25 protein-coding genes and 1 tRNA gene are annotated in these 26,110 nt (G+C 66.2%); 14 read left to right on the top strand and 12 right to left on the bottom strand.

Going from position 1 to position 26,110, the window contains the following annotated elements; genetic code table 11:
- Positions 1-2: 2 nt before the first annotated feature.
- Entirely contained in the window at positions 3-860 is an 858-nt protein-coding gene (locus ACP7AI_RS03880; protein ID WP_426164272.1) for a DUF817 domain-containing protein, read from the bottom strand.
- Positions 857-1,804 carry an SDR family NAD(P)-dependent oxidoreductase gene (locus ACP7AI_RS03875; RefSeq protein ID WP_426164269.1) on the bottom strand — a complete coding sequence of 316 codons (948 nt, stop codon included), beginning with the start codon at positions 1,802-1,804 and terminating at the stop codon, positions 857-859. Before ACP7AI_RS03875 ends, ACP7AI_RS03880 begins: the two co-directional genes overlap by 4 nt.
- A 34-nt stretch (positions 1,805-1,838) precedes the next feature.
- Here ACP7AI_RS03875 and ACP7AI_RS03870 point away from each other — a divergent pair, with 34 nt between their 5' ends.
- Genes ACP7AI_RS03870 through ACP7AI_RS03860 form a run of 3 tightly spaced genes read left to right on the top strand, consistent with a single transcriptional unit; the run spans position 1,839 to position 3,912 of the window.
- Positions 1,839-2,570: an SDR family NAD(P)-dependent oxidoreductase gene (locus ACP7AI_RS03870; RefSeq protein ID WP_426164267.1), complete on the top strand. Its 732-nt coding sequence runs from the start codon at positions 1,839-1,841 to the stop codon at positions 2,568-2,570.
- On the top strand, positions 2,567-3,280 hold the full coding sequence (locus tag ACP7AI_RS03865; protein ID WP_426164264.1) for an SDR family NAD(P)-dependent oxidoreductase: 714 nt from the start codon (positions 2,567-2,569) through the stop codon (positions 3,278-3,280). The genes ACP7AI_RS03870 and ACP7AI_RS03865 overlap by 4 nt, the downstream gene beginning before the upstream one ends.
- Positions 3,280-3,912 carry a trimeric intracellular cation channel family protein gene (locus ACP7AI_RS03860; RefSeq protein ID WP_426164262.1) on the top strand — a complete coding sequence of 211 codons (633 nt, stop codon included), beginning with the start codon at positions 3,280-3,282 and terminating at the stop codon, positions 3,910-3,912. The genes ACP7AI_RS03865 and ACP7AI_RS03860 overlap by 1 nt, the downstream gene beginning before the upstream one ends.
- A gap of 8 nt (positions 3,913-3,920) precedes the next feature.
- Here ACP7AI_RS03860 and opgC read toward each other — a convergent pair whose 3' ends face one another.
- The 9 genes from opgC to ACP7AI_RS03815 form a co-directional block, all read right to left on the bottom strand.
- Positions 3,921-5,168: an OpgC domain-containing protein gene (opgC, locus tag ACP7AI_RS03855; RefSeq protein ID WP_426164260.1), complete on the bottom strand. Its 1,248-nt coding sequence runs from the start codon at positions 5,166-5,168 to the stop codon at positions 3,921-3,923.
- Between the two features lie 37 nt (positions 5,169-5,205).
- The gene (locus ACP7AI_RS03850; protein ID WP_426166550.1) at positions 5,206-6,051 is read right to left on the bottom strand and encodes an AAA family ATPase; all 846 of its coding nucleotides are present in this window, start codon (positions 6,049-6,051) and stop codon (positions 5,206-5,208) included.
- Between the two features lie 65 nt (positions 6,052-6,116).
- The gene (locus ACP7AI_RS03845) at positions 6,117-6,800 is read right to left on the bottom strand and encodes a hypothetical protein (RefSeq protein ID WP_426164257.1); all 684 of its coding nucleotides are present in this window, start codon (positions 6,798-6,800) and stop codon (positions 6,117-6,119) included.
- A 105-nt stretch (positions 6,801-6,905) separates the two neighbouring features.
- A complete protein-coding gene (locus tag ACP7AI_RS03840) occupies positions 6,906-7,586 on the bottom strand; it encodes a hypothetical protein (protein ID WP_426164255.1) in 681 nt (226 codons plus the stop codon).
- Between the two features lie 38 nt (positions 7,587-7,624).
- On the bottom strand, positions 7,625-9,235 hold the full coding sequence (locus tag ACP7AI_RS03835) for a hypothetical protein (RefSeq protein WP_426164253.1): 1,611 nt from the start codon (positions 9,233-9,235) through the stop codon (positions 7,625-7,627).
- 122 nt (positions 9,236-9,357) lie between these two features.
- On the bottom strand, positions 9,358-11,418 hold the full coding sequence (gene rpoD / locus ACP7AI_RS03830) for an RNA polymerase sigma factor RpoD (RefSeq protein WP_426164250.1): 2,061 nt from the start codon (positions 11,416-11,418) through the stop codon (positions 9,358-9,360).
- Positions 11,419-11,487: 69 nt separating this feature from the next.
- A complete protein-coding gene (gene dnaG / locus ACP7AI_RS03825; RefSeq protein ID WP_426164248.1) occupies positions 11,488-13,329 on the bottom strand; it encodes a DNA primase in 1,842 nt (613 codons plus the stop codon).
- Entirely contained in the window at positions 13,326-13,679 is a 354-nt protein-coding gene (locus ACP7AI_RS03820) for a hypothetical protein (RefSeq protein WP_426164246.1), read from the bottom strand. The genes dnaG and ACP7AI_RS03820 overlap by 4 nt, the downstream gene beginning before the upstream one ends.
- The gene (locus ACP7AI_RS03815) at positions 13,676-14,131 is read right to left on the bottom strand and encodes a GatB/YqeY domain-containing protein (protein ID WP_426164244.1); all 456 of its coding nucleotides are present in this window, start codon (positions 14,129-14,131) and stop codon (positions 13,676-13,678) included. Before ACP7AI_RS03815 ends, ACP7AI_RS03820 begins: the two co-directional genes overlap by 4 nt.
- A 145-nt stretch (positions 14,132-14,276) precedes the next feature.
- Here ACP7AI_RS03815 and carA point away from each other — a divergent pair, with 145 nt between their 5' ends.
- From carA to ACP7AI_RS03785, 6 genes are all read left to right on the top strand, one after another.
- On the top strand, positions 14,277-15,449 hold the full coding sequence (carA, locus tag ACP7AI_RS03810) for a glutamine-hydrolyzing carbamoyl-phosphate synthase small subunit (protein WP_426164242.1): 1,173 nt from the start codon (positions 14,277-14,279) through the stop codon (positions 15,447-15,449).
- Positions 15,446-15,802 carry a ribonuclease E inhibitor RraB gene (locus tag ACP7AI_RS03805; protein WP_426164240.1) on the top strand — a complete coding sequence of 119 codons (357 nt, stop codon included), beginning with the start codon at positions 15,446-15,448 and terminating at the stop codon, positions 15,800-15,802. The genes carA and ACP7AI_RS03805 overlap by 4 nt, the downstream gene beginning before the upstream one ends.
- Entirely contained in the window at positions 15,802-19,050 is a 3,249-nt protein-coding gene (gene carB, locus ACP7AI_RS03800) for a carbamoyl-phosphate synthase large subunit (RefSeq protein WP_426164238.1), read from the top strand. The genes ACP7AI_RS03805 and carB overlap by 1 nt, the downstream gene beginning before the upstream one ends.
- Before the next feature lie 87 nt (positions 19,051-19,137).
- Complete coding sequence (gene greA, locus ACP7AI_RS03795; protein WP_426164235.1) at positions 19,138-19,617, top strand: transcription elongation factor GreA; 480 nt, start codon at positions 19,138-19,140, stop codon at positions 19,615-19,617.
- 13 nt (positions 19,618-19,630) lie between these two features.
- The gene (locus ACP7AI_RS03790) at positions 19,631-20,287 is read left to right on the top strand and encodes a rhomboid family intramembrane serine protease (protein WP_426164233.1); all 657 of its coding nucleotides are present in this window, start codon (positions 19,631-19,633) and stop codon (positions 20,285-20,287) included.
- Positions 20,288-21,244, top strand: coding sequence for a zinc-binding dehydrogenase (locus ACP7AI_RS03785; RefSeq protein ID WP_426164231.1), 957 nt, complete (start codon positions 20,288-20,290; stop codon positions 21,242-21,244). It abuts the gene before it with no gap.
- Positions 21,245-21,258: 14 nt separating this feature from the next.
- Here the strand turns inward: ACP7AI_RS03785 and ACP7AI_RS03780 are convergent.
- Positions 21,259-21,346, bottom strand: a tRNA-Ser gene (locus ACP7AI_RS03780).
- A 99-nt stretch (positions 21,347-21,445) separates the two neighbouring features.
- Between ACP7AI_RS03780 and ACP7AI_RS03775 the strand changes: the two genes are divergently transcribed.
- From ACP7AI_RS03775 to ACP7AI_RS03755, 5 genes are read left to right on the top strand one after another with little or no spacing between them, the layout of a single operon-like run.
- Complete coding sequence (locus ACP7AI_RS03775) at positions 21,446-22,465, top strand: lytic murein transglycosylase (protein WP_426164229.1); 1,020 nt, start codon at positions 21,446-21,448, stop codon at positions 22,463-22,465.
- Between the two features lies 1 nt (position 22,466).
- A complete protein-coding gene (locus tag ACP7AI_RS03770; RefSeq protein ID WP_426164227.1) occupies positions 22,467-23,339 on the top strand; it encodes a septal ring lytic transglycosylase RlpA family protein in 873 nt (290 codons plus the stop codon).
- Positions 23,340-23,360: 21 nt separating this feature from the next.
- Entirely contained in the window at positions 23,361-24,512 is a 1,152-nt protein-coding gene (locus ACP7AI_RS03765) for a D-alanyl-D-alanine carboxypeptidase family protein (RefSeq protein WP_426164225.1), read from the top strand.
- Between the two features lie 2 nt (positions 24,513-24,514).
- Complete coding sequence (gene tmk / locus ACP7AI_RS03760) at positions 24,515-25,129, top strand: dTMP kinase (RefSeq protein ID WP_426164223.1); 615 nt, start codon at positions 24,515-24,517, stop codon at positions 25,127-25,129.
- Positions 25,126-26,076: a DNA polymerase III subunit delta' gene (locus ACP7AI_RS03755; RefSeq protein ID WP_426164221.1), complete on the top strand. Its 951-nt coding sequence runs from the start codon at positions 25,126-25,128 to the stop codon at positions 26,074-26,076. The genes tmk and ACP7AI_RS03755 overlap by 4 nt, the downstream gene beginning before the upstream one ends.
- Positions 26,077-26,110: the final 34 nt, after the last annotated feature.

Genomic DNA, 26,110 nt, shown 5'->3' with positions numbered 1-26,110 from the left:
CATCATTGCGCCGGCTGCAAAGCCCGCTTTGGAGAGGGGTCGTGCAGCCGTGAGACCAGCACGAAGGAGATGATCATCAGCAGGTACCAGGCGCCGAGCTTCGACAGCGGCACCATCGACCAGCCATGCGCCTGTGCAGGATAGCGCCAGGCATTGGCGAAGGTGGCGATATTCTCGGCGAACCAGATGAACAGCGAGACGAGCAGGAAACCGAGCAGCAGCGGCATGGCGCGGCGGGCGCGAAAGACGGTGAACTCGACCGAGGTGCTGCGGAAGATCCAGGCGGTGACGGCGAACAGGCCCCAGCGCAGGTCGGGCACGAAGTGATGGGTGAAGAAGTTGGCATAGATCATTGTCGCCAGCAGGGTCGGCTGCCAGCGCGGCGGATACCGCCGAAAGCCGAAGCCGAAACCGCGCCAGGTGCGGGCGATATAGCTGCCGACCGCGGCGTACATGAAGCCGGAGAACAGCGGCACGTCGCCGATGCGGAGCAGGCTGGGCTCGGGATAGGTCCAGGAGCCCATCATGGTCTTGAACAGCTCCATGATGGTGCCGACGATGTGGAAGCCGAGGATGACCCGCGCCTCGTCGAGGGTCTCGAGCCGCAGCGCCAGCATCGCCAACTGGATCGACAGCGCGGCGAGGGTCAGGAAGTCATAGCGCGCCAGCGCCGCGTCGGCCGGGTAGAACAGATGCGTCGCCAGCAGTAGCGCCAGCATCAGCCCGCCGAACAGGCAGGCCCAAGCCTGCTTGAAGCCGAACAGCAGGAATTCGAAGCCCCAGGCCTGCCAGCGCGAGCCGAATTCGAGCGATTCGAGGCGGTCGCGGACACCGGCAAAACGAGTACGCGGCGCCGTCATCCAGCGGTTTTCAGGGCCTTGAGGGTGCGATTGGGTGGCGACACGGTTTCGATCCGACCTCCCGGGTAAAAGGCCCGGATCGCAGCTTGCTCGGGTTCGTCGGCGAGCGCCAGCGCCAGCGCTTCGGGGCTCCATCCACCGTCGTGCGTGAACAGCCGTTCGGCGCTCCACGGCGTGTACAGCGCCACGTCGGGCCCTTCGACGCCGAACACGCGGCCGGTGAAGCGGCACGCCGGCGAGGCGAGGTAGACGACCAGCGGCGAGACATGCTCGGGGGAATGTCGGTCGAAATCGGCGCCGCGCGGCATCAACTGGTCGACGCTCGGCGAGGCCATGACCATCCGGGTACGGGCGCAGGGCGCGATGGCGTTGACCCGCACGCCCAACCCGGCGAGCTCCTGGGCATGGACCTGGGTGAGTGCCGCAATGCCGGCCTTGGCCGCACCATAGGCGCCGCCGTCGGGCATCGGATGGACACCGACGGGGGAGGTGGTGTTGACGATGGCGCGCCCCGCCGCCGGGCCGCGTTCGGCCCAGAACCGCGCGGCATGATGGCTTACGGCGGCGGTGCCCTTCAGGTGCACGCCGATCTCCAGGTCGAAATCGGTCTCGGTCATGGTGATCACCGACGCCGGACGGTTGATACCGGCATTGTTGACGACGATGTCGAGGCCCCCGTAGGTCGCCACGGCCTGGGCGATGATGGTCTCGGCGCCGGCCCAGTCGGCGACGCTGGCCAGGTTGGCGACCGCCTGGCCGCCGGCGTTCTGGATTTCGGCAACCACCTCTGCCGCGGCGTCGCTGCTGCCTTCGCCGAGCACGCTGCCGCCGAGATCGTTGACGACGACGCGTGCCCCCGCCGCCGCCAGCGCCAGCGCATGGCAGCGCCCCAGGCCGCGCCCGCCGCCTGTCACAACCGCCACCTTGCCGTCGAGCATGCCCATCGCCAACACTCCGCCCCAATCAGGAGATTGAGCCTTGGGCGCGTTCGATTTTGCCGGCAAGACCGTGCTTGTGACAGGGGGCAGCACCGGGATCGGCAACGCCGCGGCGCGTGGCTTTCGCGACGGCGGCGCGCGCGTGGTGGTGACCGGCACCCGCGCCGCTGCCGCAGACTATGCCGGGGAAGACGGCGACCTGTCGGGCATGACGTACCACCGGCTCGACCAGGGCGACCGCGACGCGGTCGCCGCTTTCGATCCGGGCATCGCCAGCCTCGATGCGCTGGTCGTGGCAGGGGCCAAGGTCGCGTACCGGCGGCAGGAATTCGAGATCGACACCTTTGCCGATGTGCTCGCCACCAATTTGACGGGACCTATGCAGCTGGCGATGCGGTTCCGCAGCGCGCTGGCTGCCGCGCGGGGCAGCATCGTCTTCATCGGCTCGGTCGCCAGCTTTCGCGGCACCATAGGCCAGCCGGCCTATTCGGCATCGAAGGGCGGGCTGCTGACGCTGACACGGACGCTGGCGCAGGCGCTGGCGCGGGAGGGCATCAGGGTAAACCTGGTCGCGCCGGGGCTGGTGCGCAGCAAGATGACCGCGATCACCTGGGCCGATGCCGATCGCCTCGCCGCCACGGAGCGCCAGGTGCCCCTTGGCCGCATCGGCGAGCCCGACGACATTGCCGGGGCGATCCTGTTCCTGGCCTCGCCACTGGCGGCCTATGTTACCGGCACGTCACTGACCATCGATGGAGGATTGAGCGCATGAGCTGGGCAAATGGCAAGACGGCGCTGGTCACCGGCGGCAGCCAGGGCATCGGCCATGCGACCGCCGCGGCGCTGCGCGACCTCGGCGCCGAAGTGACCGTAACCGGCACGCGCGCAAGCTTTAGCGATTATGACGATCCGCTGGCGGGTGTTGCCTATGTCCAGGCCGATCTCGCCACCCCCGCGGCGCGGGCGCACCTGGCCGGGCGCTTCTCGGCGCTCGATGTGCTCGTCAACAATGCCGGCGGCGGCAGCGCCAATGAATATGACCAGGACCAGTTCGAAAGTGTCATGGACCTCAACCTTAACGCCGTGATGGACCTGAGCGTCAGGCTGTTTCCGCTGCTGAAGGTCGGCGGCGGCAGCATCGTCAACGTCGGTTCGCTGGCGTCGTTTCTCGCGCTGAAGGAAACACCGGCGTACACCGCATCGAAGGCGGGGCTGCTCGGCCTGACCCGCGCGCTCGGCGACAAATGGGCAACGGAGGGCGTGCGCGTGAACCTGGTGGCGCCGGGCTTCATCGCGACGCGGATGACCGAGCGCATGCGGGTCGATCCGGCGTACGAGAAAAAGCTGCTGAAGGCGGTTCCGATGCGGCGCTGGGGCGAACCGCGCGAGATTGCCGATGCCATCGTGTTTCTGGCGTCGCCGGCTGCCAGCTACATCACCGGGCAGAGCATCGCGATCGATGGCGGCCTCATGCTGCGCTGATGCGCATTCGCGATCATCTGCTGACCGCCGTCGACCTGGCGGCGACGTTCCTGCTGGCGATCGAATGCGCGATCGTCGGCATCCATGCGGGTCTCGACCTGTTCGGGCTGCTGGTCCTGGCCTTTGTCGGGTCGGTCGGCGGCGGCGTCATGCGCGATCTCTTGCTGGGCGAGCATCCGCCATCGGCGTTCCGGGACTGGCGCTACGCCGCCCTGGCGCTGCTGGCGACGGCGGGCACGGCCGTGGTCACGTTCGCGTTCGGCCCGGTCGGTGGCTTGACGCCGCCGCTGACGCTTGACGTCTTCGCAGCCGTCGGGCTGGCGCTGGCGGCGCTCGCCGGCACGCAGAAGGCGCTGGACTGTGGGATCAGCAGCACCGGGGCGATCATCATCGCCACCGTCAACGGCTGCGGCGGCGGCATCCTCCGCGATATCCTGACCGCGCAGGTGCCGCATGTCCTGCGTGCGGACTTCTACGCAACCGCGGCGTTGGCGGGTGCCGCGCTGATCGTCGTGCTCGTCCGTCGGTTCGGAGTGGCGCGCGGCCGCGCGGTGCTCGCCGGCGGGCTGGTGATCTTTGCGCTGCGGACGGCAGCCCTGGTCGGCGACTGGTCGCTGCCGCATCTGCGTTGACGCCCCCGTCAGGGCAGCTTCGCCAGCCAGCGCTGCTTGGCGGCGGCGAGGGCGAGCAGCACCGCATAGCCCAAGGCGCACAGCGCCAGCAGCGTGCCCTGACCGACCGGACGATGGACAGGCGTCAGGAAACACGCAAGCGCCGCGACGATGATGACATGCGCGCTGTAGACGAACAGGCTGTTGCGTCCGAGCAGTACCAGCCATGGCGCCTTGCAGACCGCATCGAGGCACTGCACCAGGGTCGGGTAGCGCCCTGACCGGTCGGACCGGATGAAGAGATAGAAGATGGTGTAGCTGGTGGCGGCAACACAAAGCACGGCCTGCACCGACAGCAGGTCGCGCGCCGGATAGAACAGGCTGTCGTTGTCCAACATCGAAGCACTGTCGAGAACGCGCCCCAGGTAGAAGAAGGCGCAGACCAGCAGGCATGCGACGAGGAGCCGGTCCATCAGTTTGCCATCCATCGCCAGCAATGATGCCGGTGGGGTCTTGTAAAGCCAGCCGATGGTGAAACCGAAATAGAAGAAGGCACCCCATGACAGCAGGTTGAACGCGCCGCTGATCCGGATATAGTCACGCCATGGGACGATACTGGCCATGATCCAGTCGCCCATGGCGGTATCGAAACCCGCATCGGCGATCAGCCATGCATCGACAAGGACTGCTATGAACACGATCGGCCCGAAGCCATCGAGCAGACGGATCGCCGATGGAATGAACAGCATGGCACCCATGAACAGGATGAGGATCTGCAGGTTGCCGGGCTGGTAGACGAAGGTGAATGCGGCGCCGATGCTCTGCCAAAGGACAGGCACGCCTGCGGCGTCGACCGGCATCCCGGCGCGGCCGAACGCTATAATAGGCAGCAGCAACACCGCGAGGCAGGTCACCACCTGATAGCCGTAGAGCGCACGGACGCGGCGCAAAACGACGCGCTGGGCGCCGCCGAAACCCTGGCTTCGATAGTGACCGATATAGGCGAGCGCCGCGACGAATCCCGAAAGCGGCACCAGATATTCGGCATCGAACACCGGCAGCAGCACGGAATGATGCAAGCGGGCGAGTACGAAGTCTGTGCCGAACACCTGGCCCATGGCGGTGAAATGCACCAGGTACATCATCGACAGCAGGTAGCCGCGAAGGCCGTCGAGTCGGTGCAGGCGCACGCTGCCGCCCTGTAGTCCGGCGGTTCTGGCGACCTCGACACCCGCCGGCGCTAGCGCGGCGGCGAGGCCTGCTTCTCCGCTCGCCATGCTGTGCCGCCCCCGCCGACAGTGACCCGTTGCGGCGTCAGCCTCCCTGGCGCCGGCTCATGAAAGCGAGGCGTTCGAACAGCATCACGTCCGCCTCGTTCTTCAGCAGGGCGCCGTGCAGTGGCGGGATCAGCGACTTGGTGTCGCGATTGCGCAGTACCTCGATCGGCAGGTCCTCGTGCATCAGCAGCTTCAGCCAGTCGAGCAGCTCCGATGTCGACGGCTTCTTCTTCATGCCCGGCACTTCGCGGATGTCGAAGAAGATGTTCATCGCCTCGGCAACCAGCGTCTTCTGGATGTCGGGGTAATGGACGCGGACGATCGCCTCCATCGTCTCGCGGTCGGGAAACTTGATATAGTGGAAGAAGCAGCGGCGCAGGAACGCGTCCGGCAGCTCCTTTTCATTGTTGCTGGTGATGATAACGATCGGCCGCGCTTCGGCCTTCACCCGCTCGCCGGTTTCATAAACGTCGAACTCCATGCGATCGAGCTCGGTCAGCAGATCGTTCGGAAACTCGATATCGGCCTTGTCGATCTCGTCGATCAACAGCACCGGCAGCTTGGGCGCGGTGAACGCCTCCCACATCTTGCCCTTGCGGATGTAATTGGAAATGTCGTGTACGCGGGCATCGCCAAGCTGGCTGTCGCGCAGCCGGCTGACGGCGTCATATTCATACAGGCCCTGCTGCGCCTTGGTCGTCGACTTGATGTTCCATTCGATCAGCGGCGCATCAAAGGCATCGGCGATCTGCTGGGCGAGCACGGTCTTGCCGGTGCCGGGTTCGCCCTTGACGAGCAATGGCCGGCGCAGCGTGACGGCGGCATTGACGGCAACCTTCAGATCGTCGGTCGCGACATAGCCGGAGGTGCCCTGGAAACGCATCGATGTCATGATCAGCCCTTGCTTAACGTTTGCGGCAGGCTAGAGGGCCAGCGTTTGGCTCGCAACTAGCGATACGCGTATGTGACTTCGCTCTTCTCGCCACCGGCAAAGCCGAACATGGTGCCGGCACTGTCGGCAACCTGGCTGGCCAGCCGCGGTCGACCGCGGTCGTCTAGCCGATATTCGCTGGTCTGCTCGAAGGTCAGCACCTTGATCAGCATGTTCATCCGGAACGGCTCGCGCGACGTCACCTTGACACGTTCGACCCAGGGCTGGCCGGCGCGGGTGGCAAGCACGACCTCGGCCTGGAGATGCGACGAGATATCGGCGCTGTCGGTCCGCACCGAGCCGGCGGGAAGGACCGGGATCTTGAGAACAGTCCGCCCTTGGCTGTCGGTCGTTCGCTCGGTCGCGCCCGACAACAGCACTGCCATGCGGTGATAGCCGGGGACCGGCGAGGCAGCCGCCAGCTTCTGCGCCTCCTCGCGTTGTCCCGACGTCGGTTTCTTGCCGTTGATCGACACCAGTTGCCAACGCCGACCATCCCAGCGTTCGACCTTCAGCAGGTTGGTCGTGGTGCCGCCGCCGGTCCGCACCGACCGCGTCGTCCGTTCAAATACCAGGGTGGCCGGGGGCATCGCCTGGGCATCGGCGATGACACGATCGCGCAGGCTGTCTGGCACGGGCAGGGGGACAGACGCGATCAGCGCGAGCGCCAGGGGCAGCATCTGCAAAGCGGCTGGGGTCATGGGCAGAGGCTTACCGATGCGCAGCGCCTGCCACAAGTGAAGGATATAATGGCACACCGATTGCGGCAGGGTGTCACGCGACGGCAACGGCGACCCGTAGGGGGGTCAGCGTGTCGGGGTATAGATCGTCTCGGTGCGGGTCGTGCCGGCCTTGCCCAACTGCGCGCCGGCGAGGGATTGGGTCTGGCGGACCAGCGCCGGGCGGCCGCCGGGTCCCGGCTTGTACTCGTTGACGACTTCGAACGTGTCGAGCTTGGCGACCAGGAAGAACGACAGCGGCTTGGCCAGCATGATCCGCAGGCGCGACACGAACGGCACCGGCCCGCTGGTGTCGACCAGCGCCTCGGCGACCAGATTAGCCGATATGTCCTTGCCGATATCGATGCTGCCTTTGGGCAACCCCTCGACACGATAGACTGTGCGGCCCTGGGCATCGGCGACCCGGCGGGCCTTGCCGCCGAGATAGTCCGCAATGCGGTAATAGCCGGCGATCGGCCGGGCGGCCGCAGCCTTGCGGATGCGGGCGACGTCCTCGGCAGAGGCCGGCTTGCCGCCGACAGTGAGCGGTGTGAGGACCTTGCCGTCCCAGCGTTCGGTTCGCAGCTGGGTTTCCGGTGCCGCCGCGCCTTCCTGTGCCAAGGTGCGCACCGACCGTTCGAAGGCGATGCTTGCCGGCGGCACGGCCCGCGCCCCGGCGACGATCTGGACAAGCAGCGGATCGGCCGGAGCGGCCGCGACCGGCGACAGGGATAGCGCCGACAGCGCCAAGGCTATGATGGCTTTCATTCCTTGCCTGTAACAGCCTCGCCGGCGGGCGCAATCGTTCAAGCTGCCATCGCCGCCGTCAGACCCGCGCCGGCCAGGCTGTTGCCGGGCCTCTGCACGAGCGCCCGCCGGAAATCGGCCGCCGCACCCGACCGATCCCCCGATTTCAACCGCACGGCGCCCGCCAGCACGGCCACCGGCGTCGGCCACAACGGCGGCTCGAAATAGGGAAAGTTCGCCTCCACGGCCTCCGCGGCACGGTAATGCCGCAGCGCCTCGGCCGGCTCACCCCGCGCCTCGGCAATCCGGCCGCGTGCCACTCCATCGGCGATCGCCGCCAGCGCCAGGTCACTCACGCTTGTCCGTGTCGCCTCCGGCCCCGCCTTGATCGCATCGCGCGCCGCCCGCAACGCCAGCAGTTCGGCCTCGGCGCCCGCGATATCGCCCGTCTGCGCCTTTGCCTCGGCGCGCACGCCATGCCACGCCACCATCAGGCGCAACAGCCGCGGATCGGGCGCCGGCAGCGCCAGCACCTCGGCCGGCGTCAGGAACCGTGCCCGCGCATGCAACGCCGTCGCCAACCGTGCCTGCAGATACGGCCTTTTCACCGCCGCCTCCGGCAAGATCGCCGCCTCGATCGCACCCGCCGCCGCCAGCGCCGTCACCCGGTCCCCGGTCTGCGTCGCCGCCGACGCCAGGAAGTGATTGTGATGAATGAAATAGCCATAGAACTTCGGGTCGTCGCCCACCGCCCGCGCATAGGCATCGTCCGCCGCGATCGCCGCGCGGTTGGCATCGATTGCCTCCTCGAACCGCCCGATCCGGTACCAGGTATGGCTCGGCATATGCACCATGTGCGGCGCCGCAGGGGACAAGCGCCCCAGCCGCGCCGCCGGCCCCGCCGCCCGCCCTGGATCGGCCGATGCCTCCGTAAGGTGGATCAGCAGATGGATCGCCTGCGGATCGTCGGGAGACCGCGCCAGCACCGTCTCCACCAGCCGAATCGCCTCGCCGGCGCGGCCCTTGTTCACCCGACCGCCGGCCGCCCAATAATCCCAGGGCTGTGCGTCCATCACCGCCTCGGCGGCCAGTATCGCGACTAGGTCATCCGCCGGCCAGCGCGCCGCCAGCCGCAGCATCGTGTCGGCATAGCGGTCGCCATGCACGCCGCTCTGTTTCCCACCCGGCGCGTGCCGCATGTGCACCGCGTCCACCAGCGCCCGGTCCCGCTCGGACAGCGCGCCGCTGCGCAACGCCCGCCCCGTATACCCCTGCGCCCGCGCGACAGTCGCCGCGTCGATCGGCCCACTGTTGATATAGGGCCCCAGCGCCAGCGCCGTTCCCCAGCCGCACATCGCGCATGCCGGATCGATCACCGCCGCCCGCGCGAAACTCTTGAGCGCCTCGTCATAATCGAACCCGAACAACTGCCCGAGACCCTGGTCGAAAAACGCCTGCGCCTCGCGGTTCGCACTCACCGGCATATGCGCCGGCGTCAGCCCGGCCACCAGCACTGCCGGCTTCACCCCCGCGCGTCCGGCACCTTCCCCCGATCCGCACGCGCTCACCGCCATTGCCTTGGCCAGCGCCGCATCCGCCGGTACCGGAGCGTTGCTCGCCGGCGTGGCGACGAGAGCGGCAGTCAGGGCAAGTGCGGCACGGACGATCATTCCGCCATGGTGGTGCAAACCCCGGAGGATGGCAAAGCCAGAATGGCTCCGGCGGCTGGGGCCGACGGCTCAAGACCACAAGGCAAAAGCGGCCGGGGCCAGGGCCCCGGCCGGCTGCAGCGCTAAACGTCCAGGAAACTCCGCATCTTTCGCGACCGCGACGGATGCTTCAGCTTCCTGAGCGCCTTCGCCTCGATCTGGCGGATACGCTCGCGGGTGACGCTGAACTGCTGCCCGACTTCCTCAAGCGTGTGATCGGTATTCATGCCGATGCCGAAGCGCATGCGCAGCACCCGCTCCTCGCGCGGCGTCAGCGATGCCAGGACGCGGGTGACGGTTTCCTTGAGATTGGCGTGGATCGCCGCGTCGACGGGGATGACCGCATTCTTGTCCTCGATGAAATCGCCAAGGTGCGAGTCCTCCTCGTCGCCGATCGGTGTCTCGAGGCTGATCGGTTCCTTGGCGATCTTCATCACCTTGCGGACCTTTTCGAGCGGCATCGACAGCCGCTCGGCGAGTTCCTCGGGCGTCGGCTCGCGGCCGATCTCGTGGAGTATCTGGCGGCTGGTCCGCACCAGCTTGTTGATCGTCTCGATCATGTGCACCGGGATGCGGATCGTCCGCGCCTGGTCCGCGATGCTGCGCGTGATCGCCTGGCGGATCCACCAGGTCGCATAGGTCGAAAACTTGTAGCCGCGGCGATACTCGAACTTGTCGACCGCCTTCATCAGGCCGATGTTGCCTTCCTGAATAAGATCAAGGAATTGCAGGCCGCGATTGGTGTATTTCTTGGCGATGGAGATGACCAGGCGCAGGTTCGCCTCGACCATTTCCTTCTTGGCGATCCGCGCCTCGCGTTCACCCTTCTGCACCATGTTGGTGATACGGCGGAATTCGCCCAGCTCGACGCCTGTCGCCTCGGCGATGCTGGCGATCTCGCCGCGAATGGCGTCGACGCTTTCGACTTCCGCTGCGGCAAAGGCTGCCCATTTCTTGTCGATACCGGCGACACGGCTCATCCAGCTATCGTCGAGCTCGTTCCCCATATAGTCGTCGAGGAAGGCCTTGCGGTTGATCTTGTGCTTGTCGGCCAGCTTCATCATCTGGCCTCCGAGCGTCAGCAGCCGGCGGTTCTGGGTATACAGCTGGTCGACGAGCAGCTCGATCTTGTTGTTGTTGAAATGGATCGACTGGACGCCGCGGGTCAGTTCCTCGCGCAACTTCTGGTACTTGCGCTCGTCAGCCGGCGGGAAGGCGGCATTGGCATGCAGCGCCGTCAGCCGGGTTTCCTGCAGCTTGAGGAACTTCTTGTAGGTAGCGGTAATCTCGGCAAACTTTTCCAGCGCAGCCGGCTTCAGCACCTCTTCCATCGCGGCGAGCGACAGGGTGGTGTCCTCCTCGTCATCGTCCGGAATCGCCGGCTTGCCATCGGGGCGCATGCGCCGCTCGGTCATGCCGTCTTCCTCGTCGGGGGCCGCAGCCTCCTCCGCCGGTTCCTCGTCGTCCTTGAACTGCACGGTCGGCAGGTCGCTGCCCTCGGTCGGCTCGCCGTTCTCGTCGGTGGCGGCCTCGGCCGGGTCCTTGGCGAGCATGGCTTCGAGATCGAGGATCTCGCGCAGCTGCATGCGGCCTTCGTTGAGCGCGTTCGACCATTCGATCATCGCGGTGAAGGTCATCGGGCTTTCGCAAAGCCCGGCGATCATCGTGTTGCGACCGGCCTCGATGCGCTTGGCGATGGCGATCTCGCCTTCGCGGCTGAGCAACTCGACGGCGCCCATCTCGCGGAGGTACATGCGCACCGGGTCATCGGTGCGATCGAGCGGCGCCTTGACGACCGGGGCGGCCGGTGCAGTGCCGAGATCGCCTTCAACGGGTTCCGGCTCGTCCTCGTCATCTTCAGCGCGCGCGGTTTCGGCCCCGTCGTCGGCGGGCTCGTCATTCTCGATGATGTTGATGCCCATTTCCGACAGGGCGGCCATCACGTCCTCGATCTGCTCGCTGGACATCTGGTCCTGCGGCAGCGCCTCGTTCAGCTCGTCGTAGGTGATGTAGCCGCGCTTCTTGGCGCGGGCGAGGAGCTTCTTGACCGAAGCTTCGTTGAGATCGAGCAGCGGCGCGTCTTTGGCGTCAGGACCATCCGTGTCGGAACCATTGCCGGTACCGGTTCCGTTCGCTTTTGCCATTCGTTGCTTCCCTTGTCCGTCCAGCGAACTTCCAGTTTCCCTGGGCGCTTTCCGGCGAATCATACGCCTTTAGTCGTCACGCAGAGATTCCGCCAGCCGCATCATCGCCGAATCGATCTCGACACGTTCGGCAAGCAAAGCCTGCTGACGCTCGAAATCACTGTCCTCCAGGCTCGAGCGAAATCGCGCCGTGGCGGTTTCCAGCTCCAGCTCGATCCGGGTGCGGGCCGCGATGGTGTCAACCATCATGCCAAAATCCCGGGCCGTGGCGTCCGCCGCCGCATCTCTCCTGGTAAAGGAAAAGCGCAAGCGATTGGATTTCAATGTCGCGTCGGCCAGTCCGCCAACACCTCTGCGGACAAGGTCGGCATTGAGCGCGTCACTTTCAAGGTCGGGACTCAACGCCAGCGCCGACAGGATTGCGTCGCGGAGCTCCGCCTGGCGTGGGTCGGACATAGGCAGGGCGGCCAGGGCTTCGCCATGGCGGTCAGCAAGGCCGGGATGGGTGAGCAGGCCGGCGAGCAGCGCCGTGACTTCACCACTTGCTGTCCGGGCGCCAGGGCCACGTGAGCGCAAGGCAGGGGAGGCGCCGGCCAACGGCGCCACATAGCGTGCGCCGCGCACAAAGGCCTGACGGGGAGGGCGCTCGGGTCGGGCGAAATAGAGCGCATCGAAGCGGGCGTTGAAATCTGCCGCGTAAAGCGCGCGTACCGACGGATCGGCGATGGCATCGGCATGTGCCTTCAGCCGCTGGCGCACCGCTGCGCGACGTTCCGGAGTCGCCGTGTCCTGGCCCTCGGTTTCGCTGCGCCAGAGATACTCGCTCAGCGGCAGCGCAGCGTCCAGCACCACCTCGAATGCCGGCGCCCCGCCACGTTTGACGAGGTCATCCGGGTCCTCGCCCGGCGGCAACGTGGCAATCCGCAGCGACTTGCCTGGCGCCAGCAGGGGCAGGGCGCGCAGGCAGGCCCGCAGCGCGGCACGTTGCCCGGCGCCGTCGCCGTCGAAGCACAGGATCGGCTCGTCGACCTGCCGCCAGGCCAGCGCCAGCTGCGTCTCCGTCATCGCAGTGCCGAGCGGCGCAACGAGCTCGGCAATACCGGCTTGGGCGACGCCGATGACGTCCATATAGCCCTCGACGACCACAAGGCGGCCCGACTTGTGCGCGACCGGTCCGGCGCGATCGAGATTGTAGAGCAGCCGGCCCTTGTCGAACAGCGGGCCATCAGCCGAGTTCAGATATTTGGGCTGGATGTCACCCAGGGCACGGCCACCGAAGCCGACCACCCGCCCGCGCCGGTCGCGGATCGGGAACATCAGCCGGCCGCGGAACCGGTCATAGGTCTGGCCGTCGTCGCTGCGACCAAGCAGCCCGGCTTCGACCAGCTTGTCCTCGCCGGCATCCTTCAGCGCGGTCTTCAGCGCGGTGCGGCTTTCAGGCGAAAAGCCCAGTGCGAAATCCTTGATCATTGTCGCCGAGACTCCGCGGCGATCGAGATAGGCACGCGCCTCGGCGCCGGCGGTGGATCGTAGCTGGGCCTGGAACCACTCCGCGGCCCGGCCAGCCAGCGACTGCAGCGTGTCGGCAACCTCCGCCCGGGCACGCGCCTCGGGACTTTCGCTCGGCACCTCCATGCCGGCCTGGGCGGCGAGCTGCTTGACCGCGTCGATAAAGCCCATGCCTTCCTGCTCGGTCAGGAAACGGATGACGTCGCCATGCGCGCCGCAGCCGAAGCAATGGTAGAAGCCCTTGTCGTCGTTGACGTAAAAGCTCGGTGTCTTTTCGTTGTGGAACGGGCAGCAGCCTTTCCATTCCCGGCCCGCGCGCGTCAGCTTGACACGGCGGCCGACGACCGGCGCCAGCGGGACGCGGGCCCTCAGCTCGTCGAGAAAGGCGGGCGGCAGGCTCATGCGGCCGGGTAGAGCGTAGTCGGATTGGTGGCAAAGGCCGGAAACAGCACGTCCAAACGCCAATCCGACACAATCGGCAGGCGCTCGCACAAATGGGCTTCGACCGCCGCATAGCCGGCCATGTCCTCGTCGATCTCCACGATCCCGTCGCTGGTTGCGATGGCGAGGCACAGCAAGTCCACCGTCAACAGGTCCCGCTTGTACGCAACGACGTGTTGCACCGCGTCCCAGCGCACCGATCGCGACTCGCGGCGGGCCAGCAGCGTAAAACCATCGTCGTCGGCCAGCAGGCGCCGGACATGCCGCAGCCGCCAGTCAATATAGCGCCGCCACCACGCCGGCATGGTCATCCCGCCAGTGCCACCTTCACCATCGCCCCGGCAGTGCCCATGTCGATCTGTCCGGCAAAGCGCTCCTTCACCAGCGCCATCACCTTGCCCATGTCCTTCACTGACGTGGCACCCACTTCGGTGACAATTTCGCGGATCTTGGCCTGGGCCTCCCCCGCGGACATCTGTGCCGGCATGAAGCCTTCGATGACGCCGAGTTCGGCGCGTTCGGCATCGGCGAGTTCGGGGCGGTTGCCCTGGACGTACATCTCGATCGATTCGCGGCGCTGCTTGGCCATCTTGGACAGAACTTCGGCGACCAGCACATCGTCATCGGCGGGCGGCGTACCGGTGCGGAGTTCGATATCGCGGTTCTTGATGGCCGATGCGATCAGGCGCAACGTGCCCGTGCGCACCAAATCCCCCGCCTTCATCGAGGTGATTGTGGCGGCCTTGATATCGTCGCGGATCATGTTCGAGTTCCTGTCTGTGTTGCGTCCAAGCCTAGCGGCTGCGCGGCAGAAAGAATAGATTGACGCGCGCCGAACCCGCCCCTAACTCGCCAGCCGTTTGAGCCCCAGACAGCAGGCGAAAAGCCCAACCCTAAAAGGATCCCCCATGGCCGTGGCGCCCGCACCCGCACAACCAAAAGGTGCGACTGGCGTATTGGTTCTGGCGGACGGTTCGGTCATTTGGGGTCGGGGTTTCGGTGCCGAAGGCGTCGCCGTCGGCGAGGTCTGTTTCAATACGGCAATGACCGGGTATCAGGAGGTGATCTCCGATCCTTCTTATGCCGGGCAGATCATCACCTTCACCTTTCCGCATATCGGCAATGTCGGGTCGAACAGCGACGATATCGAATCGCCCAATCCGCACGCGCTGGGTTGCGTGGTGCGCGAAGCGATCACGCCGGCGGCATCGTTCCGCTCGACGCGCAATTTCGACGACTGGATGCGTGCCTGGGGCCGCATCGGGATTTCGGGCGTCGATACCCGCGCGCTGACCAAGCGCATCCGCATGGGCGGCGCCCCCAATGCAGTGATCGCGCACAACCGCACCGGCAGCTTCGACCTGAAGGACCTGATGCGCCAGGCCAAGGGCTGGCCGGGGCTGCTCGGCATGGACCTGGCGTCGGTGATCAGCACGACGCAGAATTATGGCTGGGACGACGGCCTGTGGACGCTGCAGGACGGTTATGCGGTCCACAGCGGCAACCCGGACGGCCCGCACGTTGTCGCCATCGATTATGGGATGAAGCGCAACATCCTGCGCAATCTGGTCGCGGCCGGGGCGCGGGTGACGGTGGTGCCCGCGACAGCGACCTATGACGAGATCATGACGTTGAAGCCCGACGGGATCTTCCTGTCGAATGGTCCCGGCGATCCGGCGGCGACCGGCGTTTATGCGGTGCCGACGATCCAGAAGTTCCTCAACGACAATCTGCCGCTGTTCGGCATCTGCCTCGGCCACCAGCTGCTCGGGCTGGCGGTCGGTGCGAAGACCGTGAAGATGCAGCAAGGCCACCGCGGCGCCAACCATCCGGTGAAGCGGCTCGACGATGGCCGGGTCGAGATCACCTCGATGAACCATGGCTTCGCGGTGGAAACCGAAACGCTGCCGGCCAACGCCAGGCCGACGCATATCTCGCTGTTCGACGGCTCGCTGGCGGGGCTGGAACTGACCGACACACCGGCATTCTCGGTGCAATATCACCCGGAGGCGAGCCCGGGGCCGCAGGATAGCAAATATCTGTTCGAAAAGTTCGTGGCGTCGCTGGAGAAGGCAGCATGAGCAGCATTGATCCCAAGCGCTTGGCCGAGGAACTTGAGGCCAATGAAGAGGTTTTGCAGGCGCTCGCGGCGAACGGCGATATCGCCGAATCGCCGCGCACCATCGACGTGCATTTCAAGGGTGCTCAGGACGACATCGAGACCCTTGCCGAAGATGCCCAGGGCCTCGGCTTTCGTTTCATCGACTTCGGTGAATTCGAGGACGGCGATTGGGCGGCCGACTTTCAGGTCGATGGCCCCGTCACCCGCGACGCCCTGAAGTCGCTCATCACCCGCGCGCTCGAAATCGAGATCAGCCATGGCGTCGAATTCGACGGCTGGGGCTGTGCCGCAGAGACCGGATCCGACCAGTAATGCCCAAACGCACCGACATCTCGTCCATCCTGATCATCGGGGCGGGGCCGATCATCATCGGCCAGGCCTGCGAATTCGACTATTCCGGCACCCAGGCGGTGAAGGCGCTGAAGGCCGAAGGGTATCGCATCATCCTCGTCAATTCGAACCCGGCGACGATCATGACCGATCCCGAACTGGCCGATGCGACCTATGTCGAGCCGATTACCCCCGAGATCGTCGCCAAGATCATCGAGAAGGAGCGGCCTGACGCGGTGTTGCCGACGATGGGCGGGCAGACGGCGCTGAATACCGCGCTTGTCCTGCACCGCGACGGCACGCTGGCGAAATACGATGTCGAGCTGATCGGCGCCGATGCCGAAGCCATCGACAAGGCCGAGGACCGGCTGAAATTCCGCGATGCGATGGACAAGATCGGCCTTGAAAGCCCGCGCTCGCAGATCGCCCACAGCATCGACGAAGCGATGGTGGCGCTTGATTTCGTTAGCCTGCCGACGATCATCCGGCCAAGCTTCACAATGGGCGGCACCGGTGGCGGCATTGCCTATAACAAGGAAGAATTCGTCCGGATCGTCACCGGCGGGCTCGATGCCTCGCCGACCACCGAAGTGCTGATCGAGGAATCGGTGCTCGGCTGGAAGGAATATGAGATGGAGGTCGTGCGCGACCGCGCCGACAACGCAATCATCATTTGTTCCATCGAGAATATCGATCCGATGGGCGTCCACACCGGCGATTCGATCACCGTCGCGCCGGCGCTGACGCTGACCGACAAGGAATATCAGATCATGCGCAACGCGAGCATTGCTTGCCTGCGCGAAATCGGTGTCGAAACAGGTGGTTCCAACGTCCAGTTCGCAGTCAATCCTAAGGATGGGCGGCTCGTCGTCATTGAGATGAATCCGCGTGTGTCGCGGTCGTCGGCGCTGGCGTCCAAGGCTACCGGCTTCCCGATCGCCAAGGTCGCGGCGCTACTCGCCGTCGGCTACACGCTCGACGAGGTGATGAACGACATCACCGGCGCAACGCCGGCCAGTTTCGAGCCGACGATCGACTATGTCGTAACCAAGATCCCGCGCTTCGCCTTTGAAAAGTTCAAAGGGGCCGAGCCGCTCCTCTCGACGGCGATGAAGTCGGTCGGCGAAGTCATGGCAATCGGCCGGAATTTCCAGGAGAGCGTGCAGAAGGCGCTGCGCGGCCTCGAAACCGGGCTGACCGGTTTCGACGAGATCGAGGCGTTGGTCGGCGCCAGCCACGACGAGATCGAGGCCGAGTTGAGCCGGGCGACTCCCGACCGGCTGCGTGTTGCCGCCCAGGCGCTGCGCGAGGGGCTCACCGTCGAGCGGATCCACGATATCGCCAAGTTCGAGCCCTGGTTCCTGCGCCAGATCGAGGAGCTGATGCAGGTCGAGGCGCGGCTGAAGGCCGGCGAGTATCCCAACGGTCCCAACAGCTTTCGCCGGCTGAAGGCGCAGGGGTTCTCCGACGCCCGCATCGCCAAGCTGACTGGCAAGACCGAAACCCAGGTCGCCGCCGATCGCCGCATCCTCGGTGTCCGCCCGGTGTTCAAACGTATCGACACCTGCGCCGGGGAATTCACCGCCAAGACGCCGTATATGTATTCGACCTACGAAGCGCCCAGCTTCGGCGTGTCGGACTGCGAATCCGAACCCAGCGACGCCACCAAGATCGTCATCCTGGGCGGTGGCCCGAACCGCATCGGGCAGGGCATCGAGTTCGATTACTGCTGCTGTCATGCCTGCTTTGCGCTGCACGACGCCGGGTATGAAACCATCATGATCAACTGCAATCCGGAAACGGTGTCGACCGATTACGACACCTCGGATCGCCTGTATTTCGAGCCGCTGACCGCCGAGGACGTGCTCGAGGTGCTCGACAAGGAAATGCAGAATGGCACGCTTGCCGGCGTCATCGTCCAATTGGGCGGCCAGACGCCGCTGAAGCTGGCGCGCGCGCTGGAGGCCGCCGGCATCCCGATCCTTGGTACTGCGCCCGACAACATCGACCTTGCCGAAGATCGGGAGCGCTTTGCCGGTTTGATCGAGCGGCTGGGCCTGAAGCAGCCCGAGAACGGCATCGCCCGCAGTCGCGAAGAGGCGATCGCCGTCGCCACCCGCATCGGCTATCCGGTGCTGATGCGGCCGAGCTATGTGCTCGGCGGCCGGGCGATGGAGATCGTCGATACCCAGGCCCAGCTCGAAACCTATATACGCGAGGCGGTCATCGTATCGGGCGACAGTCCCGTGCTGATCGATCGCTATCTGCGCGACGCCATCGAAGTCGATGTCGATGCGGTCGCCGATGGCGAGACCGTCTATGTCGCCGGGGTGCTGCAGCATATCGAGGAAGCGGGGGTCCATTCTGGCGATTCGGCTTGCTCGCTGCCGCCGTACAGCCTGCCCGCCGACATCATCGCGGAAATCGAGCGGCAGACGAAAGTTCTGGCCGAAGCACTTGAAGTCAAAGGCCTGATGAACATCCAGTTCGCCGTCAAGGACGGCGACGTCTACCTGATCGAGGTCAATCCGCGCGCCAGCCGGACCGTGCCGTTCACCGCCAAGGCAACGGGCATCCAGGTCGCCAAGATTGCCAGTCGGGTCATGGCCGGGGAGGCGTTGGCCAGTTTCGATCTCAGCCCTCGCGGTACCGGTGGCCATATCGCGGTCAAGGAAGCCGTGTTCCCGTTCGCCCGCTTCCCCGGCGTCGACCCGGTGCTCGGCCCCGAGATGAAGTCGACCGGCGAGGTCATGGGCCTCGACAGCGACTTCGCCACCGCATTCGCCAAGGCGCAGCTTGGCGCCGGCACTGTGCTGCCGCAATCGGGCACGGTGTTCGTGTCGGTCAAGGACAGCGACAAGCCGCTGGTCATCCCTGCCATGCGCGACCTGCTCGCCATGGGTTTCACGCTGATGGCGACGGAAGGCACGGCGCGGTCGCTGGCCGCCGCCGGGCTGACCGTGACCCAGGTCAACAAGGTGGCGGAAGGCCGGCCACACATCGTCGACCGCATCAAGGACGGCGATATCGCGCTGATTTTCAACACGACGGAGGGCGTGCAGTCATTGCGCGACTCGGCATCGATCCGCGCCTCGGCGCTTTATGGTCGGGTGCCGGTGTTCACCACGGCGGCCGCCTCCATCGTGTCAGTATCGGCAATTGCCGCACTGCGGCGACGCGCGCTTGATGTACGACCCCTGCAGGCCTATCATCTCCAGCCCGAGGCGTAGAACCCCCCACGGACAGCGAAGCCCAAGGCGGTGGAACCATCATCGCAGGGGGGCGTCTTTGAGCGATCAGAAGGTTGAGTGACGAGAATGGCAACGGTCGAAAAGCTGCCCATGCTGGCAGAAGGTCATGCGGTCCTGGCGACCACATTGAAGCGCCTGAAGGAAATCGAGCGGCCCGAGGTCGTCGAGCAGATCGAAGTCGCGCGTGCCCATGGTGACCTGTCTGAAAATGCCGAGTATCACGCCGCCAAGGAACGCCAAGGCCAGATCGAGGCCCAGGTCATCGAACTCGAAGACCAGTTGGCGCGTGCCGTCATCATCGACCCGACGACCCTGTCGGGTGACAAGGTCGTGTTCGGCGCCACCGTCCACCTGCTCGACGAGGACGACAAGAAGATCGTCTATCAGATCGTTGGCCATACCGAAGCCGACGCACGCCGCGGACGCATCAGCTACAACAGCCCGCTTGGCCGCGCGCTGATCGGGCGTCGCATCGGCGAGGAAGTCGAAGTGACGACGCCGTCGGGTGATCGCTATTACACGATCGAAAGCGTCGAGTTCATCTGACCGTGACGACGCGGTGAAACCTTTCAAGCCGCCGACACCGATCGCCACCAACTCGTTGATCGGCCTGTGCGTCGTCGTGCAGGTCGCGACGGCGCTTGCTGGCACGGGCTTCGCCGACGCGCTGCATTTCAACTTCGGGCTCATTCCAGCGCGCATCACCGCGGCGATCGGCGGTCGTGCCGATGCTGCATCGGCGCTGGCGACCTTGCTCACCCATGTTTTCCTTCATGGCGGATGGCTGCATCTGGGGCTCAATGTGCTGTTCCTCGCCTGGGTCGGCCGCTACGTCGAATGGGTCACCGGACGGGCGGCGCTGATCGCGATCTTCCTGGCCGGCGGGATCATCGGCGGCATCACGCAGGTGCTGGCCGGGCCGGCCGACACCTTGCCGGTGGTGGGGGCGAGCGGCGCAATCGCGGCGGTGTTCGGTGCCTATGCCGTGCTGTTCGCGCAAAGCCGGGTGGCGTCGCGACGCTTGCTGGGCCTCGCTATATCGGGTGAGACACTGACGGCGCTCTGGTACGCCGCAACCTGGATCGCGCTGCAGTTGCTGACCGCGGTGGCGTTTCAGGGCGGCGGCATGCAGGTGGCAATCTGGACCCATATCGGCGGCTTCATCACCGGATTGCTGATCGCGCGTATCTGGGGTCGCGGGCCGCAACCGTTCTGAATGCGGGCGCTGGTTTGCCATGTGTTGAGCGACGATCGCTCCGGATTGCGTTTCGAGACCGACTGGCCAGAGCCGCCGGCGCCCAAGCCGGGCGAGGTAACTGTTGCCATACACGCAGCAAGCCTCAATTTTCCCGATCTGCTGATGTTGTCGGGCGGTTACCAGTTCCGCCCAGAGGTGCCGTTCATCCCCGGCACCGAGGGCTGCGGCACCGTCATCGCCTGTGGGGCAGGGGCGGAGGCGCTGGCCGGAGCGCGGGTCATCGTTGGTGGGCGCGGCGGCTGTTTTGCCGAGCGCCTGACACTTCCGGCCCCTGCGGTGCGCCCGGTGCCGGCCGGCCTGTCTGATGCCGAGGCGGCGGCCTTTACCGTTGGTGCCCTGACAGCCTGGGTCGGGCTGATGACGCGTGGGCGCCTGCAAGCCGGGGAGCGCGTGCTGGTGACCGGCGCCGGCGGCGGCATGGGCCTGGCGGCGGTCGCGCTTGCTGCACACGAAGGCGCCCATGTCATTGCGGTTGCCTCGACGGCCGCACGCTTGGCCCTGGCGCAGGCGGCAGGAGCGCACGACACTGTGCTGGTGGACCGAGCGGCGCCGGTGATCGAAGCGCGCGACATCGATATCGTCTTCGACCCGGTCGGCGGACCGCTGGTGCCGCAGGCGATCCGCACGCTCAGGCGCAACGGCCGCTACCTGATCATCGGCTTTACCGGGGGGCGTCCGTCGCCGTTTCCACTCAATCGCGCGCTGCTGAAGGAGATCGAGGTGCTCGGCGTCCGCGCCGGCGAGTTCGGGCGGCAGGATCCCGCCGCGGGTCGCCGCCATATCACGGCCATCGACGCCCGTGCCGACGCGCTGCGGCCGCAGATCGGCCTTACGGTGCCCTTGGACCACGCCACCAGAGCGTTCGACGCGATGGCAGCGGCGACCCTGTCGGGCAAGGCCATCGTCACGATCTGATCGGATTCGCAGCTTGGCGGAAGGGGTGGGATTCGAACCCACGGATGCTTGCACATCGGCGGTTTTCAAGACCGCTGCAATCGACCACTCTGCCACCCTTCCGTGGGCGCTGCTTTGCCCAACGCGGGGCGGGAGGGCAAGCCGTCACCCGAATTGGCGTTTGTATCGGCGTCTCATTGTGGCACTACATCTGGTATGTTGATGCGTATCCTTCTTCTGGCCCTGTTGGCCACCATGCCGGCCAGCGCCGACGAGACCGACGCGGCGCTGGGCTTTCGAATCTGGCTCGGCAATTACCGCACCGCCGCGGAGGCGCGCGGCCTGAAGCGCGAATGGCTTGATGCCGGGCTGGCCGAGGCAGTCTATATGCCGCGCGTCGTCTCGCTCGATCGGGCCCAGCCTGACGACAGCGGCCGGCGCAACATCTTTGCCGATTATCTCGCCCGGCAGCTCAACGACGTGCGGATCAACCAGGGCCGGGCGCGGGCTGCCGACAATCTCGCGACGCTGCAGGCGGTCGCCGCCAGCACCGGCGTCGCGCCCGAGATCATCATCGCCATCTGGGGCATGGAAACCAGCTATGGCGCGGTCACCGGCAACTTCGACCTGCCGTCGGCACTGGCGACGCTCGCCTATGACGGCCGGCGTGCCGAGCTGTTCACACGCGAGCTCGACGCCGCGGTGCGCATGGTCGGTGAAGGCAAGGCGACACGCGAGCAGATGCGCGGCAGCTGGGCCGGCGCCTTTGGCCAGCCGCAGTTCCTGCCATCGAGCTATCTCGCCCACGCCGCCGATGGCAATGGCGACGGCCGCATCGATATCTGGGGCAGCGTGCCCGACACCTTTGCCTCGATCGGGCGCTATCTGGCCGATGCCGGTTGGAAAGCTGGCGTGCCTTGGGGCTTCCGGACGTTGCCGCCACCGGGCTTCGATCGGGCGAGCGTCGCCAATCCGGTGGTGCCGACGACCTGCATCCGGCCGCTGCAACGTCACAGTCTGTCGCTGCCGGCGCGCGACTGGCGGGCGCGCGGTTTCCAACCCGTGAATGCGATGTGGCCGGCCGATGACGTGCCGATGGCGCTGGTGGAGCCCGACGGCGATGGCCAGGGCGCCTATCTCGTGACTGCAAACTATCGGGCCATCATGGAGTATAACTGTTCCAATTTCTATGCGCTGTCGGTGGCGCTGCTGGGGGATGCGGTTGCGACGGCCACGCGTTGAGTTGATCCTGGCCCTGATGCTGGCGGCCTGCGCAACGAGCAACCGTCCGCCCTCCCGGGTGCCAACGGCGCGCGCGCCGGCCAGCGTTCCCGGCGCGCCCAAGATCGGCAAGCCCTATCAGGTGTTCGGCGTCTGGTATTATCCCGCCGACGATCGCGCCTATGACGAAAAGGGTATTGCCAGCTGGTACGGCCCCGGTTTTCACGCGCTCAGCACAGCGAACGGCGAGCGCTATGACCAGGATGATGTGACGGCGGCGCACAAGACGTTGCCGATGCCGAGCTATGTCGAGGTCGAGAACCTCGACAATGGCCGCAGGCTGACGGTGCGCGTGAACGATCGCGGACCCTTTGTGGCCGGGCGCATCATCGACCTGTCGCGGCGTTCGGCCCAACTGCTCGGGGTCGATCGTGTCGGCACCGCGCGCGTCCGCGTCCGTCGCGTCTATCCCGATGCGGACACGCGCCAGCGACTGGCGCCGCCACCCGCGCCGCCGCCGTTGCCGCCGATCGTCGTCGCCAGTGCGGCAGCGGTAGCGCCCATCCCCGACGCCGTGCCGGTGGTGTCGACGGTGACGATCCCCGGCAGTGCTCCGCCCGCGGCGGTATCGCTCGCCAACGGCCATTTCATCCAGGTCGCGGCGTTGACCGATGCCGGGCGCATCGCCTGGCTCAGCGGCTATCTGACAGCTTTTGGCCCGGTCCTGCAGCAGCCGGCGCCCAACGGCCTGACCCGGATTCGGCTCGGACCCTTCAAGGACGATACCGCGGCCAACGCCGTGCTGGCGCAGTTGCGAGTCGCCGGTTACAGCGAGGCGCGATTGATCCTGCCATCATCCGGTATCGCCACAACGCCCCGTCCCGTCACACCCTGACACTCCGAAAGTAACCGATCGATGCGTCCCTTGCTGTTTCTTGCCTTGCTTGCCACCGTCAGCCCCGCCGCGGCGCAGGCGCCGACGTTCAACACGCCTGCCGCTTTTGCCTATATGAAGGACCTGTCGAACGGCGCGGTGCTTTATGCCAAGGATGCCGACACCCCGATGCCGCCGGCGTCGATGGGCAAGATGATGTCGGTCTATGTCGCCTTCAAAATGCTGAAGAGTGGCGAGGCCAAGCTCGACCAGAAGATCCTGGTGCGGCCGGAAACCTGGACGAAGTGGCATTCGCAAGGTTCGACGATGTTCCTTTCGGTCAACGAGCAGGTCAGCGTCGAGAATCTGCTGCACGGCATTGTCACCCTGTCGGGCAACGACGCCTGCGTTGTACTGGCGGAAGGCCTTGGCGGCACAGAGGAGAACTATGTGGCGCTGATGAACCGCGAGGCGCAGCGCCTGGGCATGAAGAAGTCGCGTTTTGCCAACACCAACGGCTGGCCCGATCCCAATGAGTATGTGACCGCGCACGACCTGGCGCTTGTTGCCGAAGCGACGATCCGCGACTTTCCGGATCTCTACAAGCGTTTCTATGCCAAGGATAAGTTCACCTGGGGCAAGACGCTTGGCAAGGGCGAAGCGATCACCCAGGCCAACCGCAACCCGCTGCTCGGTCGGATCAGCGGCGCCGATGGCCTGAAGACCGGCCATACCGAGGAAGCCGGCTATGGCTTCACCGGCTCCGCGGTGCAGAACGGCCGCAGATTGGTCATGGTCGTCGCCGGCCTGTCGTCGTTCAACGAACGCGTCGCGGCATCGGTCGATTTCATGAATTGGGGCTTTGCCGCCTGGCAATCGGTGCCGGTGCTGAAGGCGGGGCAGGCAGCGCAGATGGTGCCGATCGCGGGCGGGGCCGAGCGCGAGGTCCAGGCCGTCGCACCGCGCGACCTGTTCGTCACCATGCCGCGCGGTTTTGCCTCCGACCGCAAGCAACGGGTCGTGCCGCTGGCCAATGTCACAGCGCCGATCGCCAAGGGCCAGAAGATTGCCGACCTGATCGTGTCCGTGAAGGGCCTGCCCGACACGCGCCTGCCGCTGGTGGCGGCGCAGCCGGTCGCCGAGGCCGGTATCTTCCGCCAGTTCTGGAACTGGCTGACGTCGTTCTTCGGCTGACCGTGAGCGGCCGCTTCATCACGTTCGAAGGCGGCGAAGGCAGCGGAAAATCGACCCAGGCGCGGTTGCTTGCCGAGGACCTGACTTCGCGGGGGCACAAGGTGGTGCTGACCCGCGAGCCCGGGGGCACGTCGGGTGCCGAGGCAATCCGCTCGCTGCTGGTGACCGGCGATCCGGATCGCTGGACGGCGTGGGGGGAGGCGTGTCTCGTCAACGCCGCCCGCGCCGACCATGTCGCCCGGGTTATCCGGCCGGCGCTCGATCGCGGTGACTGGGTGATCTGCGACCGCTTCGTCGACTCGACCCGCGCCTATCAGGGTGCTGGCAAGGGCATCGCGGATGCCGACTTGTGCCGGCTGCACGCCATGGCCAGCGGCGACCTGTGGCCCGACCGGACCCTGGTCCTGCAGGTGTCGCCGCGGCAGGGACTGGCGCGGGCAGGGGCGCGGGGCGACCTGGAGCGCCGTTTCGAGGGGCATGACGCGGCCTTTCACGATCGTATCGCAGCTTTTTTTGCGGCTTTGCCGGGGCAGGAGCCCGATCGCTGCCACGGTCTCGACGCCGATCAGCCGGTCGAGGTGCTTGCCCTGGCGATCCGGGCGCTGGTGGCATCGTGATCGGTCATGATGACCAGGTCGAGGCGTTCAAGGCCGCGTTCAAAGGGCAGCGCCCGCATCACGCCTGGTTGCTGACCGGGCCGCAGGGGCTGGGCAAGGCGCTATTCGCCGAAACAGCGGCGATCTGGCTCCTCGCTGGCCGTCCGGAAGGGTCCGGCTTCGAGGGCGGCAGCGAAAGCAGCGCCGCCTCGCTGATCGCTGCCGGCAGTCACCCCGACTTTCGGCGGCTGGTGCGAACAGAGGACGACAAGGGCAAGCTGCGCTCCGTGATCCGCGTCGACGAGGTGCGCGCGTTGCAGCCGCTGTTCCGGCAGACACCTTCGATTGCCGATTGGCGGATCGTCATCGTCGACAGCGCCGACGAGATGAATACGCAATCCGCCAATGCGCTGTTGAAGAACCTCGAGGAGCCGCCGCAGCAGACGCTGTTTTTCCTCATCAGCCACACGCCGGGCCGACTATTGCCGACCATCCGGTCGCGCTGCCGGACCCTGCGCTTCGGTCGGCTGACCGATACCGAGGTCGATGCGGTGCTGGGTGCGGCGCCAGGCCTCGACGATGATGATCGCGCCGCGCTGGTCCGCATCGCCGAGGGCGCCCCCGGCCGCGCGTTGCGCTTCGCCGAAAGCGGGATCGCCGCACTGGAGGAGCAACTTGCCGAACTGGCGGTCACGCCGGCCGCCGCAGCGCCGGGCCGCGCCATGGCGCTCGCTCGCAGCCTTGCCGGCAAGGCCAATACGCCCCGGTACGAGGCGTTCCTGGAGCTCGCGCCGGCAATGATTGCCCACGCCGCGCGCGATCGGCAGGGCACCGCCCTTGCCCGCGCGCTGGCGGACTGGGAGGCCGCGAGCAAGCTTGCCGCCAGTGCCGTCGCGCTGTCGCTCGATCCGCAGTCGGTTGCCTTCGATATCGCCGGCAAGGTGGCGGCGCTGGCGGACACGCACTGAATTGTTGCGCCGCAGCGCGTTCTCCCGCATTCCG

The organism is Sandarakinorhabdus sp. DWP1-3-1, from assembly GCF_049896705.1.
In the GTDB taxonomy this organism is placed as follows: Bacteria; Pseudomonadota; Alphaproteobacteria; order Sphingomonadales; family Sphingomonadaceae; genus Sandarakinorhabdus.
This window is presented reverse-complemented; position numbering and strand designations above follow the sequence as displayed.